Consider the following 15,450-nt stretch of genomic DNA (forward strand, 5'->3'; position numbering starts at 1 on the left):
CCCATGGTCACGCCTGCGGGCAATCCTGCCCGACGCGGACAGAAAAAAGGCTACATCCTCGTCCGTTCCGCTTTCGGGTCATACATCGGCTTCAGCGATGCCTCGGCCGCGAAGCGCTCGCCGGCGATTTCCACCTCATAGGACGAGCCCAGCACGTCCGCCTCGCTTTCGCCCTGGCACGGCACGTAGCCGAGGCCGATCGCGCCGCCGAGATGGTGGCCGTAATTGCCTGATGTGATCGGGCCGACGATCTTGCCGTCGCGCAGGATCGCCTCGTTGTGGAAGAGCAGAGGCTGCGGGTCTTTCAGGCGGAACTGCACCAGCCGGCGTGACAGGCCGGCTTCCTTTTTCCTGAGCACGGCGTCGCGGCCGATGAAGCCGGCTTTGCTCGTCTTGACGGCAAAGCCCAGGCCCGCCTCCAGGACATTGTCCTCGTCGGTGATGTCGTGGCCGAAATGGCGGAAGGCCTTTTCGATACGGCAGGAATCGAGCGTATGCAGGCCGCAAAGCTTCAGGCCGACCTCGGCGCCGGCCTCAGTGAGTGCCTCGAAAACATGGGCGGCCTGCTCGGTCGAGACATAGAGCTCCCAGCCGAGCTCGCCGACATAGGTGACGCGGTGCGCCCGGGCGAGGCCCATGCCGATCTCGATCTCCTGAAACGTGCCGAACGGATTGGCTTCGTTGGAAAAATCGTTCGGGCTGACCTTCTGGATCAATTTTCGCGAGTCAGGCCCCATGACGCAGATGACGGCTTCGGCGGCGGTCACGTCGCTGATAACGACGAACGCGTCGGCGACGTGCCTGCGCAGCCAGGCGAGGTCGCGCTGCAGCGTGGCGCCCGGCACGACGAGCAAATAGGCCGTTTCGGAAAGCCGCGTCACGGTGAGGTCGCTCTCGATGCCGCCCTTGGCGTTGAGCATCTGCGTGTAGACGATCTTGCCCGGCGCGACGTCCATATCGTTGGCACAGAGCCGCTGCAGGAACGCGCAGGCGTCGCGGCCCTCGACGCGGATCTTGCCGAAGGAGGTCATGTCGAACAGGCCGACGCCGTTGCGCACGGCAAGATGTTCTTCTCGCTGGTTGTCGAACCAGTTCTGCCGCTTCCAGGAATAGCGGTACTCGCGCTCCTGGCCGTCACGCGCAAACCAGTTGGCGCGCTCCCAGCCCGCCACTTCGCCGAAGACGGCGCCGCGCGCCTTGAGATGTTCATGCAAAGGCGAGCGGCGCACGCCGCGCGAGGTCGCCATCTGGCGGTAGGGGAAATGGTCGGCATAGAGCAGGCCGAGCGTTTCCGACACGCGCTCCTTGAGATAGCGGCGGTTCTTCTGGAAAGGTTGCGCGCGGCGGATGTCGACCTCCCAGAGGTCGAAGGGCGCTTCGCCGTCATTGATCCATTGCGCCAGCGCCATGCCGGCGCCGCCGGAGGAGACGATACCGATCGAATTGTAGCCGGTCGCCATCCAGTAGCCGGCGAGTTCCGGCGCCTCGCCGAGATAGTAGCGGTCGTCGGGCGTGAAACTTTCGGGGCCGTTGAAGAAGGTATGGATGCCGGCGGTGCCCAGCATGGGCATGCGGTTGACGCCCATTTCGAGGATCGGCTCGAAATGGTCCATGTCCTCGGGCAACTGGTCGAAGCAGAAATCCTCGCGGATGCCGTCCATGCCCCAGGGTTTTGCCACCGGCTCGAAAGCACCGAGCATCATCTTGCCGGCGTCTTCCTTGTAGTAGGCGCACTCGTCCGGCACGCGCAGCACCGGCAGGCGCGACAGGCCCGGGATCGGCTCGGTGACGAGATAGAAATGCTCGCAGGCGTGCAGCGGAATGGTGACGCCGTTCTGCCGCCCAAGCTCGCGCGCCCACATGCCGGCGCAGTTGACCACGATGTCGGTCTCGATCGTGCCTTGCTCCTCGCCCTGCGCCCAGGAGACGCCCGAGACGCGGCCGTTCCTGGTGTGGACCTTGGTGACCTTGACGTTCTCGATGATCGTCGCACCGCGCTGGCGCGCGCCCTTGGCCAGCGCCATGGCGATGTTGGCCGGATCGCACTGGCCGTCGAGCGGCAGATGCACGGCGCCGACCACGTCGGACACGTTGAGATGCGGGTACATCTCTTTGACTTCGCGCGGCGAAATCTCGCGCACGTCGACATCGAAGGCGCGGGCTAAAGAGGCCTGCCGGTAAATCTCGTGCTTGCGCTCCTCGGTCAGCGCCACGGTGATCGACCCGACCTGGCGCATGCCGGTGCCGACCTCGGTTTCGGCTTCGAGCTTGACGTAGAGGTCGGCCGAGTATTTCGCCAGCCGCGTCATGTTCTGCGAGCCGCGCAACTGGCCGATCAGCCCGGCCGCATGCCAGGTGGTGCCCGAGGTGAGCTGCTTGCGCTCGAGCAACACGATGTCGGTCCAGCCGAGCTTGGCTAGGTGATAGGCGACCGAGCAGCCGGAGACGCCGCCGCCGATGATCACCGCGCGGGCCTTGGTCGGAATGGTCTTGGTCATGCGGCCTCGCGGCGATAGTTGGAAGCGAAGCGGCGAACACGAAGCGCTGCTTCCTTGAGGATGGCTTCGGACTGGCAGAGGCTGATGCGGATGTGCCCGGCGGCGGCGTCGCCGAAGCTCGATCCGGGCATAACACCGACCTTTTCCTTGTCGAGCAGCGCCCAGGCGAATTTCTCGTCGTCCGGCTCGACGGCGGAGACATCGAGCATGATGTACATGCCGCCTTCGGAGCCGCGCACGGTGACCTCATTGGCGCCCCGCAGGGCGTCGAGGAAGACGGTGCGCCGCGCGGCATAGCGCTCGGCGATGTCCTTCACGCCATAGTGGTTCTCCAGCGCCTCGGCGCAGGCGATCGAGATGAAGGCCGGCAGGCCGTAGGTCGTGACCAGATTGAGGTCGATCATCAGCGCGATCATCGCCTTCGGCCCGGTCAGCCAGCCCATGCGCCAGCCGGTCATGCCGTGGCTTTTCGACATGGAGTTGATGACCAGCGTGCGCTCGGCCATGCCGGGAAGCGAACGCGGCGAGATGTGCTCGCCGCCGCCAAGCGTCCAGTAGACCTCGTCCGACAGCAGCCAGAGGTCATGCTCCTTGCAGATTTCGGCCAGTTGCTCGAGCCGTTCGCGCGAATAGACAGCACCCGTCGGGTTGTTCGGCGTGTTGATCAGGATGGCGCGGGTATTGGGCTTGAGCGCGGCGCGGATCATGTCCGCGCGGGGTTGAAACCCGTCTTCGGCCGGCGTCTCGACCACGGTGAAGCTGGCGCCGGCGGCGCTGAAGGTATTGGGGTAGGTGGCGTAATAGGGCGCGACGACGATGGCGTGATCGCCCGGATCGAGCACGCCCTGCACGGCGGCATAGAGCGCCCCCTGGCCACCGGCCGTGGCGATGACCTCGTCGGGTTCGGTCAGAATGCCGCTGCAGGCGGTGGATGCCGCCGCCATAGCCTTGCGCAGGCGCGGCAGGCCGGGGAGCGGCGTGTAGTGATGGTTGCTGCCGCGCACGGCAGTCACACAGGCCTCGATCGTTTCCGACGGCGTGTCGAAGTCATGGTCGCCGACGGAAAGGACGATGATGTCTTCGCCGGCCTGCTTGCGGGTCCAGGCGGCGAAATGGACTTCCCAGCCATCCTTGCCCGAAGGCACGATGCCGGTAATGCGCTTTGACGGTTTTGGCATCAGGACACTCCCGAAATCTGGTGGCCGGCCTGTGTGAGCTTGTCGCGCAGGGCGGCAATGTGGGCGGGGCCAACCTCGCAGCAGCCGCCGACAATTCCGGCGCCGGCATCGACCCAGCTGATGGCCTGGTCGGCATAGGCTTGCGGATCGAGATCATGGCGGGCATGCAGCACCTCGACGGTGCCGCCATGCTGCAGCGCCTCGACCGAGGTGAAACCGTTGGCATAGGCGCCCACCGGTCCACCCAGCGCGACGAGTTCGGGCAAGGCGGCGGCGATGGCCTCGGGCCGGCAGCAGTTGAGCAGCCTACCGGCGACCGGCAGGTCGCCGAGGGCGTCCGCCGCGGCGGCAATGGTTTCGCCGCTGCGCAGGCGTGGCGTGCCATGATCGGCAAGCGTCCAGGACACCCATACCGGCTTGCCGCTCTCCGACGCCGCGGTGACGGCCGCGCGGGCCTCCTCGGCGGAAGCCATCGTCTCGCACAGGAACAGATCGACGCCGTCCGCCTGCTCAGCGACGATGCGGCGATAGATATCGAGCGTGTCCTCGAACGATATGGTCAGCGCCGGCGCGTAGCTGCCGAACAGAGGCGACAGACAACCGGCAATCGCAGTGTCGCCGGCCTCGTCACGAGCCTGGTGGGCCAGTTCGATGCCGCGCTTCTGCAAAGGCTTGAACAGATCTTCGGCGCCCTCGCGCGCCAGGCGTTCCGGCGTTGCCGAATAAGTGTTGATGGTGATGACACGCGCACCGGCACGGATGAATTCCGCATGCAGGTCGCGCACCAGGTCCGGCTCGTCGATCAGGACCCTGGCCGACCACAACGGCGTCGGCTCGGACCTGCTGCGCCGGACCAGTTCCTGGCCCATGCCGCCGTCAGTGAGGATGACGGAGGTCATGCCCGCAACCTCTCATTCTTCGGATCCCACAGCGGCTCGTCGTTCTGGACGATGGCCTTGAAGCGATCGCCGAAAATCTCGACTTCTATGGCCGTACCCGGCTGCGTGAGATCGGCGCGCAGCATGCCAAGCGCAATCGACTTGCCGACGCGGTGGCCCCAGCCGCCCGACGTCGTCTCGCCGACGATGCTGCCGCCGTGCCAGAGCGTCGACATATAGGGCGCGTCGCAGTCGCCGGGATTTTCGACCACCAGCGTGACGAAGCGCTTCTTCACGCCCTGCTGCTTTTCATTGAGCAAGGCCGTCTTGCCGCGGAAGTCGGGCTTGTCCCATTTGACGAAGCGCTCCAGGCCGCCCTGCAGGATCGAATAGTCGGTCGAGAGATCGCCCTTCCAGGCGCGGTAGCCTTTCTCCAGCCGCAGCGAATCCAGCGCATACATACCGAACGGCTTCAGCCCGTGCTTCTGGCCGGCGGCCCAGACGGCGTCGAAGACGGTCGCCGTGTCGGCGACCTTGGTGTGGATCTCCCAGCCGAGCTCGCCGGCGAAGGAGACGCGCACCAATTTCGCCCAGCGTCCGGCGATGGTCGTTTCCTGATGCGTCAGCCAGGGCAGCGAGAGATCGGCGTCGCTGACTTCGGCCAGGATCTTGCGCGAGTTCGGGCCGGCGAGGATTTGCGTGGAATATTCCTCCGTCCGGTCGGTCAGCGTGAAGGCCGCGTCGGCGGACATGCGCGACTTCAGCCATTCGAAATCGTGCCATTGCGCCACCGCCGCCGTGATCAGCGTCATCTGGTCCTCGCCATGGCGCACCACCGACATTTCGGTGACGATGCGGCCCTTGTCGTCGGCGAAATAGACGAGGCCGATGCGGCCGGGCTTCGGCACAAGACCGGTCACCTGCGTTGCCAGCCAGTCGGCCGCGCCCGGACCTTCGAGGTTGAAGCGCGAGAAGCCGGGCAGGTCGAGGATGCCGGCGGCGTCGCGCACCGCCAGGCACTCCTCGCGCACACGTTGCTGCCAGGGCCCGTCGCGGCGGAAGGTCAGCGTCGCTTCCTCGGACGTGTCGTCGCCCGGCCCGGCATACCAGGTGGCGCGCTCCCAGCCATTATAGGCGTCGAACTGGCCGCCCAGCGCCTTGATGCGATCATGCAGCGGCGAAAGCTTTCGGTCGCGCCCGGCCGGCCAGGCATGGCGCGGGAACTGGATGGCGTATTCGTTCCCGTAGATTTCCATGCCCTTGGCGACGCAGTAGTCGGGCGCCGACGCAAAGCTGGTGAAGCGGCGCGGATCGCAGGACCACATGTCCCATTCGGTCTGGCCTTCGGTCACCCATTCGGCCAGCACCTTGCCGGCGCCGCCGCCTTGCGCGATGCCGAAGGTGAAGACGCAGGCCTCGAAGGCGTTCGGCACGCCGGGCATCGGCCCGATCAGCGGGTTGCCATCCGGCGCATAGGGGATCGGTCCGTTGATCACCTTGGAGAGGCCGGCGGTGCCGAGGATCGGCACGCGGGCGACGGCGTCGGCCAGGTAATGCTCGAGGCGGTCGAGATCGTCGGGGAAAAGCTGGAAGGAAAAATCCTCCGGCATCGGGTCGTTGTGCGTCGCCCAATGCGCGCGGCAATTGCGCTCATAAGGGCCGAGATTCATGCCGCTCTTTTCCTGGCGCAGGTAGTAGGACGTGTCGACGTCGCGCAGCAGCGGCAATTTGTGGCCCTGTTCCTTCGTCCAGGCGGCTAGCTCGGGGATTTCCTCGAACAATATGTACTGATGGCTCATCACCATCATCGGCACTTCGCGGCCGAACATTTTTCCGACTTCGGCGGCGCGGTAGCCGGCGGCGTTGATGACGATCTCGCAGCGGATTTCGCCCTGCGGCGTGGCGACCACCCATTCGCCGTTTTCGCGGCGCACGCCGGTGACCGGGCAGAAGCGGATGATCTTGGCGCCCATGTCGCGCGCGCCCTTGGCTAAAGCCTGTGTCAGCTGCGCCGGGTCGATGTCGCCGTCGCTCGGATCATAGAGCGCGCCCTTCAGCTCATGCGTCTCGATGAAGGGATAGCGGCGCTTGATCTCGTCGAGGCCGACGACGTCGATGTCCATGCCCTGATAACGGCCCATGCCCTTGGCGCGCTGGAATTCCTGCATGCGCTCCTTGCTATGGGCAAGCCGGAGCGAGCCGGTGACATGGTAGTTCATCGGATAGTCGACCGCTTCGGCCAGCCCCCGGTAGAGCTCGGTCGAGTAGCGCTGCATGTTCATCAGCGACCAGGACGAGGAGAAGGTCGGCACGTTGCCGGCGGCATGCCAGGTCGAGCCGGAGGTCAGCTCGTTCTTTTCCAAAAGCACGCAGTCGGTCCAACCCGCCTTGCAGAGATGATAGAGCGATGAGCAGCCGACGACACCGCCCCCGATGATCACCACGCGTGCCGTGGTCGGCAAACCCGCCATGTCTTCCTCCAAAGTTACTCAATATACCGGCGGTGAAACCACCCAGATGACGACCGCCGGCTCGGCGCCTGGATTGCGCCAGCGGAACGGCTTGCCCTCGAAGCGGAACGAGTCGCCTTCGCCGAGACGATGCCAGACGCCGTCGATCTCGATCTCGAACGTGCCCGTCGCGACATAGCCCGCTTCTTCCGTGGGACGGCGCGTTTCGGTCTTCAGCTCCGCGCCCGGCGCGAAGACCGAGCGCAGCATCTCGAAGCTACCGCCGAGGTCGGGCGATAGAAGCTCCTCCACCAGGCCGGATTCACTTGTGCCAAGCGAGCGGCGGCTGCCCGCGCGCACGACCACGCCGCGTTCCTCTTCGACAGGCACATCATGACTGAAGAACAGGCTGATCGGAACGTCGAAGAGGCTGGCGAATGCCCTCAAGTCACCGAGCGAAGGAACCGAGAGGCCGCGCTCGACCTGGCTGACCCAACCGACCGAACGGCTTAACTTGAGCGCAATTTCGGCGAGCGTGAGACCGCGCGCCTTGCGGAGCGCACGGATGTCGCCGGCCAGCAGCCGGTCGCCATTGTCCTGCTCCGATTTGGTCGCGGTTGGGGTCAAAGGTTGCTCGTGAAAAAATCTGGATAAATTTCATGAGAGGATAAAATCATGAAAAAATCAAGGAGATTTTCATAGGCCACAAGATTTGCTTGCGCGTTTTCGGCGGTTGATGCAAAGGCTCGCGCACGAGCGGCGAGTGGGGCGTCCGGTCGGGGACCAGTTTTAGCTTATAGTCTGCGGATGGTCGTTAAGGAAACCGGGTTGCGGGTTTCTGGCCATGCCGAAAGGGACGACCCATGCTTGAGAAGAACATCCGGATCGCGTCGGATGCGGAGATCGTCGACGAGGCGATCCTATCGCGCCGGTCGGTGCGCGCGTTCCTGCCCGATATGGTCGATGACGACACAATCCGCGCGATCCTGGCAGTCGCCGCGCGCGCGCCGTCCGGCACCAACATGCAGCCGTGGCGCGTCTATGTGACCAAGGGCGAGGTCAAGCAGCGCATCAGCGATGCCATCCTCAACTCAGGTATCCGCGCCGAAAAGGTCGAGTGGGACGAATATCGCTACTATCCCGACCAGTTCTTCGAACCTTACCTCACGCGCCGCCGCGCCAACGGCTTCGGGCTTTACGGCGCGCTCGGCATCGGCCGGCGCGAGGTCGACAAGATGCGGGCGCAGCACGACCGCAACTTCATCTTCTTCGACGCGCCGGTCGGCATGATCTTCACGATCGACCGGAGGCTGAATCAGGGGTCGTGGATCGACTACGGCATGTTCCTGCAGAACATCATGGTCGCGGCGCGGGGCCGGGGGCTGCATACCTGTCCGCAGGCGGCCTTCGCGCCCTATCACCGCCAGATCAGGCCGGTGCTCGGTATTCCCGACGAAGAGATCGTCGTCTGCGGCATGGCGCTCGGCTATGAGGACACGTCGAAGCCGGAGAATGATTTCCGCACCGACCGCGCGCCGCTCGAGGACTGGGTAAGCTTCGCGGAATAATGACGCCGAATTTCTCGGCCGGCTAATCGGTGCTCATATGCGCGCCGTGCCCGCTGACATGGGCGCCGTCCTGCGGCGTCAGCCTCAGATACGCCGACAGCGCGCAAAGCGTGATCAGCCCTTCGATGACGAACAGGATGCGATAGTCGTCGACGCTGGCCATGCCGCCGCCGGCAAGCAGCGACAGCAGCGCCGCCGCGAGACCGACGCTGATCGCCACCGCGAGCTGCCATAAAATGTAATAGAGCGCGCTGAAGCGCGCGAGCTGCTCCGGCGCGATGTCCGAATAGGATAGATTGCCGGTCGAGGCCCATTGCACCGAGCGGAAGACGCCGAAGGCGAAGATGTAGGCCAGCACGATCCAGGCCGGCATGCTCTCCTGCATCAACGCAAAGCCCGCGACCAGCAAGGCGACGATCGGCGTGTTGGTGACCAGCACGCGCCTGAAGCCGAAGCGGTTCAACAGGCGCGGCATGAAGAAGCGCATCATCAACGACCCGATCGCGGCGACGAAGGTCAGCGATCCGGCCTGCACCGCGCTCATGTCGAAGCCGAGCTGGAACATCAGCGGCAAGAGGAAGACCACCGAGCTCAGGCCGATCGTGTCGAGGCTGCCGCCGGTGAGGAAGGCAATGCGGAAGGTGCGGATGCGCAGCAGATTGAGGTCGAGCAAGGGGTTGCGCGCGCGCAGGCAATAGAAGGCGGCAATCGTCAGGATGACGACCGCCAGGCCAAGCTCGATGCCGATAAGACTGCTCGCCGCATCCTTGGCGGCGACCGAATCCATGCCAAAGACGAGCAGCGCCATGCCGATGCCGACGAGCAGGAAACCCGGAAAATCAAAGGGCGTGCGGACCGGCTTGGTCGTCGTGGGGAACATGGAGGCGGCCAGCATCGCGGCGGTCAGCGCGATCGGGATGTTGATATAGAAGATCCAGCGCCAGGAGACGTAAGTGGTGAGCGCGCCGCCGACGAGCGGTCCGACCAGCGGCCCGGACTGGCCAGCGAGTGAGATATACATGTTGATCTTGAGCGTGCGGTCCCGCGGGAAGCTGGACAGGATCACCACCTGGCCGAGCGTGCCCATCAGCGCGCCGCCGCAGCCCTGCAGGGCGCGCGAGCCGACCAGCATCCAGATGTTTTCCGAAAGGCCGCACAGCGCCGAAGCGCCGGCAAAGACGACCAGCGCGAAGCAATAGACGTTGCGCAGTCCAAAACGGTCGGCCAGCCAGCCGCCGAGCGGCATGGTGACGATGAGACTTGCGACATAGACGGTGATCAAAAGGCCAAGCTGGCTTGGCGGGCGATCGAGGCTCTCGCCGATGCCGGGCAGCGCGGTGACCACGACGTTCTGGTCGAGGCTGGTCATGAACACGCCGCAGGCGACGGTCGCTGGCAGCAGCATCGACGGACCGCCCGCCGGAGCAAAGCGGGTCGTGGCCGTCGCCGAAGTCTCAACAGTCATGGAAAGGTATGGTCGAACTGGTTGCCTGTGCGGACGTTTGCCCTGGCAAACGCCGATGATTCCTTATCTGTCGTCCCTGCTGGCCCAGCACTCAAGCAGCAGTTGTAGCGGCCCATAGTGCCAGATGCCGCTATTTGGAGACCGGCCTCGCCTGAATATCAACACACCTTCAACTCTCTATTGCACCTCGTAGCCGACTTCCTCCGAGGCGTGGCACAACGCCTTCCAGAACGAGCGCGCGAAGGAGCGGAAGACGTAGATGTCGAACTGGTCGGCGCCTGTGCGTTGGATCTGCGCGAAGACGTCGTGATGGTTGGTCGAACGTCCAGCGCCAAGCGGGAAGGCCGGCAAGGCGAAGTCGATGGCGAAGAATTTCGCCATCACCCATTCGGCCTTGGGGCCGGCGATGCGGATCGCGGTGCGGCCATGCGAAAGGTCCGTCAGCGTGCCGATGGCCGGCGTGACGGCGCCGGCAAAGGAAGCGGCCAGACCTTCGGCCTCGTCCGCCACGGTGAATTTCCCCGGCGCGAAACCGAACACGGCGCGGACACCGCTGCTTACACCGCCGCCGGCGCCGTCCGGCAGAGCGAGCCCGGTGACCTTGCCGATAATCTCGATCAGCCGCTTCTCTTCGCCCGGCCAGGCGGCGAGCTGCAGGATCGAGCCTGGCCGCGTCTCGGACAGGATGACGTCGACGCCATGTTCGAAATTGCCGTGCGAGCCCGGATGATATTCCGGCTCGAGCGGCGATTGGCGTTCGGGCAAATGCTGCTCAGCCATGCATGCGGCTCCCGTCAGGATCGTAGAAATGGTTGGAAACGATCTCGACCGGCCCGAACCGGTTGCGCAGCGGGTCGGAGACGAATGCGCGGGTCCCGTGACGTGCCTTGCCGCCCCTGACCAGGGCCAGCGCGATATATTTGCCCAGCGCGGGCGAATAACAGCAGGCGGTGATATGGCCGAGCGAGTCGTGCGGATTGGCTTCGTCCAGTTCCTCGACGATATGCCCGCCGCCGTTGAGCGCTCGGTTGTCGAGCGCAATTACCCCGACCAGCTCGAGCCGGTCGGAGCCGATCAGGCCTTCCCGGTCCATCATGGCCGAACCGATGAAGGGCTTCTTCTTCGACAGCATCCAGTCGAGATGGAGGTCGCGCGCGGTGGTGCGGCCGTCGATCTCGGCGCCGGTGACATGGCCCTTCTCGATGCGCATCGTGCCCAGCGCCTCGAGTCCGTAAGTGACCAGGCCGAAAGGCTTGCCGGCCTCGATCAAGGCTTCCCAGACGCGGGTGCCGTAGCCGGCGCCGGAATAGACTTCGAACGCCATTTCACCGGAGAAGGACAGCCGGCAGATCATCACCGGAACGCCGGTGATCCGGCCATGGACGATGCCCATGAAGGGCAGCGCGGCGTTGTCGACGGCGGTGCCGGTAACGCAGGAAGCAAGGATGGTGCGCGCGTTCGGTCCCCCGATCGCCGCACCCGCCCATTCATCGGTGACGGAGGTGACGGTGACCTTCAGCTCCGGCCAGATGACGTCGAGGAAATATTCCAGATGCTGCATCACCTTGCCGGCATTGGCGGTGGTGGTGGTCATCAGGAATTCCTGTTCGCCGAGTCGCCACGTAGTGCCGTCGTCGAAGGCAAGCCCGTCCTCGCGCAGCATCAGGCCGTAGCGGGCCTTGCCGACCGCGAGCGTGGAAAACATGTTGGTGTAGACGCGGTCGAGGAGCTCGGCCGCGTCGGGCCCTTGCACGGCGATCTTGCCCAGCGTCGAGACATCGACGATGCCGGCGCTCTCGCGCGTGGCCCTGGCTTCGCGGACATAGGCTTGCTCGACCGTCTCGCCGGCAAGGCCGTAGATCATCGGGCGGTACCATAGGCCGGCCGAATACATCCGCGCGCCATTGGCGAGGTGCCAGTCATGCATCGGCGTCAGCCGCTCGGGCTTGAGGTCGCCGAAGCGCTCGGCGGCCAACGAGCCGATCGACACCGCCGTGTAAGGCGGACGGAAGCGCGTCGTGCCGACTTCCGGGATCGGCTTGCCGAGCGCCTCGGCCATGATGGCCAGACCGGGAACGTTGGAGTTCTTGCCTTGGTCGGTCGCCATGCCGAGCGTGGTGTAGCGCTTCAGATGCTCGACCGAGACGAAGCCCTCGCGATGCGCCAGCCGCACGTCCTCGGCGGTCACGTCGTGCTGGAAGTCGACGAAACTCTTGCCTTTGGCCTTGATCTCGAAGACCGGCGCCGGATCGGGATCGCCGGGGGCCGCCTCGACGACGGGCAGGGGAGCGGATGAAGCCGCGCCGCCAGCCGCCTGAAGGCCGGCCGCGCGGCCTTCGGCAATGGCTTCGGCGGTGGAGAAACTGCCGGTGAAGGCGCCGGCGCCAATCCATTGCTGATTTGGCCAGCGCTGCGTCGGCTTCGGCGGCAGGAAGGCTTGTCTCGCCGGGTCCCATTCGGCCTTCGCGCCGGCCTGGCTGGCGAGATGGATGGTCGGCGACCAGCCGCCAGACATCAGAAGGCTGTCGGCATGGATGCTGCGTTCGTCGCCGCTCAGCGCCCCGCTCATGGCGTCGAAGCGCTGCACCTTGAGGCCGGTGAGGGCCTTGCCGCCCTCGGTCGCAACCACGGCATGGCCGGCAAGCAGCTCGGCCTCCGCATCACTCGCCAGCCGGCGCATCTCGTTCGAGACTTCACCGCGGACATCGACGATGGCAACGATGGCGGCGCCGGCCTTCTTCAAGGCAACGGCCGAGCGGTAGGCGCTGTCGTTGTTGGTGAAGAGGGCGATGCGCTGTCCGGGCAGCACGCCATATTCAACTGCGTAGCGTTCCGCCGCATGCGCCAGCATGACGCCGGGCCGGTCGTTGCCCGGGAACACCAGCGGCCGCTCGAAGGAGCCGGTGGCGAGAACCACAGTGCCCGCGCGGATCGCCCAGTAGCGCTGGCGCGGCTCGCCCTTGGCGGCCACTTCCTTATGGTCGGTCACCCGTTCCAGGGCGGCCAGCGTGTTGCCATCGTAATAGCCCCACACCGTGGTGCGCGGCAAAAGGCGAACATTGTCGTTGCCTTCGAGCTGCCCAACGGTGCGCTGGGCCCAGTCGGCGGCGGGCATGCCGTCGATGGTTTCGCCGGACCAGTTGGCGGAACCGCCAAAGTGGGCTTCGAGGTCTGCGAGGATGACGCGGGCGCCCTGGTCGGCGGCGGCCTTTGCCGCCATCAGGCCGGCCGGACCGGAGCCGACGACCAGCACGTCGCAGAAAGCGTTCATGCGCTCGTAGCGCGCCGGGTCGGGTGCCGTGCCTGCCTTGCCGAGGCCAGCGGCACGACGGATGAAATGCTCGCAGAACATCCAGAAGCGCGTGCCCTTCAGCGGGCCGATCACCGGACCCATGAAGGTCTTGTAGTAGAAGCCGGCCGACAGGATCTTGCCGCCGAGCTGGTTGATCGCGCTGATGTCCCAGGCAAGCGAGGGCGTGCGGTTCTGGCTGACGGCGACGAGCCCGTCATAGATTTCGACCATGGTGGCCGGGATGTTCGGCTCGCGCACTTCGCCGCGCAGCACCGTCACCAGCGCGTTCGGCTCCTCGACACCGGCGGCGAGCAGGCCGCGCGGGCGGTGATATTTGAAGGAGCGGCCGAACAGCGTCACGCCGTTGGCAAGCAGCGCCGAGGCCAGCGTGTCGCCGGCATGGCCGGTATAGGGCGCGCCGTCGAAGGTGAAGCGGATGGTGCGCAGCCGGTCGATCCGACCGCCTGTCTCTGTGCGGCGAGGGCTCACGAGCGGCCCTCCGCCTTGTGGCCGCCGCGAGCGAAGGCGGTGCTCAGGATCTCATGCGTGAGCGTGTTGCGCACGACCCTCAGATGTGCGCGGCAACCGCCGGAATGCTGCCAGATCTCGTTGTGGTCGCCGGCCGGGTTCAGCCGGTCGTAGACATAGGCGTTCCAGGCGTCGAGGTCCTGTGAGGCGGGCTGCGGCCGCTCGCGGTTGCCGTCGCCCTGGTAGGTGAATTCGATGACGTCGCGCGGGCCGCAATAAGGACAGGTGATCAGCATCTTTATTCCAAACCCTAGTGCAGCCGCGGGTTCGCGCCCTGGCCTTTGTCGTCGATGATCAAGCCACGATAGAAGCGGTCGAGCGTGAAAGGCGCGTTGAACTCGTGCGGCTCGTCCTTGGCTATGGTGTAGGCAAAGCACCAGCCCGATGCGGGCGTCGCCTTGAAGCCGCCGTAGCACCAGCCGCAATTGAGATACATGCCCGGCAGCGGACCGGTGGTGATGATCGGCGAGCCGTCCATCGTCATGTCGCACAGCCCGCCCCAGGAGCGCAGCATGCGCACCCGGGCTAGGCCGGGGAACAGCGCCAGCATCTCGCTCATCACCTCGTCGACGATCGGCAAGCTGCCGCGCTGGGCGTAGCTGTTGTAGCCGTCGAGATCGCCGCCATAGACCAGGCCGCCCTTGTCGGATTGCGAAATGTAGAAATGGCCCATGCCGAAGGTGAGAACGGTATCGACGACGGGCTTCAGCGATTCCGAGACGAAAGCCTGCAGCACATGACTTTCGATCGGCATGTGCGAAATGCCGGCGAGCCGCATGACCTGGCCGGTGCTGCCGGCAACCGCAAGCGCGACCTTCTTGGCGCGGATTTCGCCGCGCGTCGTCGAAACGCCGGTGATGCGGCCACCGTCGCGCAGGAAGCCGGTGACCTCGCAATTCTCGATGATGTCGACGCCGCGCCGGTCGGCGCCGCGCGCATAGCCCCAGGCGACCGCGTCGTGCCGGGCGGTGCCGGCGCGCGGCTGCATCAGCCCGCCAAGGACGGGAAAACGGGCCGAACCCGAGACGTCCAGCGCTGGCACGAGCCGCTTGATCTGGTCGACGCTCATCAGTTCGGCGTCGACGCCGAGATGGCGCATGGCGTTGCCGCGCCGGGCATAATCGTCGAGCTGGGCGGGCGTGTGCGCGAGGTTCAGGCAGCCGCGCTGCGAGAACATGACGTTGTAGTTGAGGTCGTGCGAGAGGTTCTCCCACAGCTTCATCGAATGCTCGTAGAAGCGGGTGTTCTGCGGCAAGAGATAATTGGAGCGCACCGCCGTGGTGTTGCGGCCGACATTGCCGGAGCCGAGCCAGCCCTTTTCCAGCACCGCGACATTGGTGATGCCGTGTTCCTTGGCGAGATAATAGGCGGTCGAAAGGCCGTGGCCGCCGCCGCCGATGACAATCACGTCATAGGAAGCCTTGGGGTCCGGCTTGCGCCAGGCGGGCTTCCAATCCTTGTTGCCGGTCAGCGCGTTCTTGAGCAGCGAAAAGGCTGAATATTCCGCCATTCTTCTTATCGTCCTTATGATGCGAGCGGCAGACTATAGAGCAGGCGGGAAGCGCAAAGCCAAGATTGCGCCATCGCTTTTCG

General features: G+C 65.3%; 11 protein-coding genes. 1 reads left to right on the plus strand and 10 read right to left on the minus strand.

All coding sequences use genetic code 11. From position 1 onward, the window contains the following. Positions 1 to 50: 50 nt before the first annotated feature. From AC0YKC_RS08115 to AC0YKC_RS08135, 5 genes are read right to left on the minus strand one after another with little or no spacing between them, the layout of a single operon-like run. Positions 51 to 2,498, minus strand: coding sequence for a GcvT family protein (locus tag AC0YKC_RS08115; protein WP_488510728.1), 2,448 nt, complete (start codon positions 2,496 to 2,498; stop codon positions 51 to 53). Beyond that, positions 2,495 to 3,676: a pyridoxal phosphate-dependent aminotransferase gene (locus AC0YKC_RS08120; RefSeq protein ID WP_434723228.1), complete on the minus strand. Its 1,182-nt coding sequence runs from the start codon at positions 3,674 to 3,676 to the stop codon at positions 2,495 to 2,497. The genes AC0YKC_RS08115 and AC0YKC_RS08120 overlap by 4 nt, the downstream gene beginning before the upstream one ends. Beyond that, on the minus strand, positions 3,676 to 4,575 hold the full coding sequence (locus tag AC0YKC_RS08125; protein WP_488510729.1) for a homocysteine S-methyltransferase family protein: 900 nt from the start codon (positions 4,573 to 4,575) through the stop codon (positions 3,676 to 3,678). Before AC0YKC_RS08125 ends, AC0YKC_RS08120 begins: the two co-directional genes overlap by 1 nt. Continuing rightward, entirely contained in the window at positions 4,572 to 7,025 is a 2,454-nt protein-coding gene (locus AC0YKC_RS08130) for a GcvT family protein (protein ID WP_488510730.1), read from the minus strand. The genes AC0YKC_RS08125 and AC0YKC_RS08130 overlap by 4 nt, the downstream gene beginning before the upstream one ends. 18 nt (positions 7,026 to 7,043) lie before the next feature. Beyond that, complete coding sequence (locus AC0YKC_RS08135; protein ID WP_488510776.1) at positions 7,044 to 7,586, minus strand: helix-turn-helix domain-containing protein; 543 nt, start codon at positions 7,584 to 7,586, stop codon at positions 7,044 to 7,046. 281 nt (positions 7,587 to 7,867) lie between these two features. Between AC0YKC_RS08135 and AC0YKC_RS08140 the strand changes: the two genes are divergently transcribed. After that, positions 7,868 to 8,572: a nitroreductase gene (locus tag AC0YKC_RS08140; RefSeq protein WP_320295284.1), complete on the plus strand. Its 705-nt coding sequence runs from the start codon at positions 7,868 to 7,870 to the stop codon at positions 8,570 to 8,572. Between the two features lie 22 nt (positions 8,573 to 8,594). Here AC0YKC_RS08140 and AC0YKC_RS08145 read toward each other — a convergent pair whose 3' ends face one another. The 5 genes from AC0YKC_RS08145 to AC0YKC_RS08165 form a co-directional block, all read right to left on the minus strand. Further along, entirely contained in the window at positions 8,595 to 9,977 is a 1,383-nt protein-coding gene (locus tag AC0YKC_RS08145; RefSeq protein WP_488510731.1) for an MFS transporter, read from the minus strand. Between the two features lie 237 nt (positions 9,978 to 10,214). Next, entirely contained in the window at positions 10,215 to 10,802 is a 588-nt protein-coding gene (soxG, locus tag AC0YKC_RS08150) for a sarcosine oxidase subunit gamma family protein (RefSeq protein WP_488510777.1), read from the minus strand. A gap of 7 nt (positions 10,803 to 10,809) precedes the next feature. Beyond that, positions 10,810 to 13,818, minus strand: a complete 3,009-nt coding sequence (locus AC0YKC_RS08155) for a sarcosine oxidase subunit alpha (protein WP_488510732.1) — start codon at positions 13,816 to 13,818, stop codon at positions 10,810 to 10,812. Continuing rightward, positions 13,815 to 14,093, minus strand: a complete 279-nt coding sequence (locus tag AC0YKC_RS08160) for a sarcosine oxidase subunit delta (RefSeq protein WP_140541971.1) — start codon at positions 14,091 to 14,093, stop codon at positions 13,815 to 13,817. The genes AC0YKC_RS08155 and AC0YKC_RS08160 overlap by 4 nt, the downstream gene beginning before the upstream one ends. Positions 14,094 to 14,107: 14 nt before the next feature. Continuing rightward, positions 14,108 to 15,367, minus strand: a complete 1,260-nt coding sequence (locus AC0YKC_RS08165; protein WP_488510733.1) for a sarcosine oxidase subunit beta — start codon at positions 15,365 to 15,367, stop codon at positions 14,108 to 14,110. Positions 15,368 to 15,450 lie beyond the last annotated feature (83 nt).

This window comes from Mesorhizobium sp. CNPSo 4661, assembly GCF_057784215.1.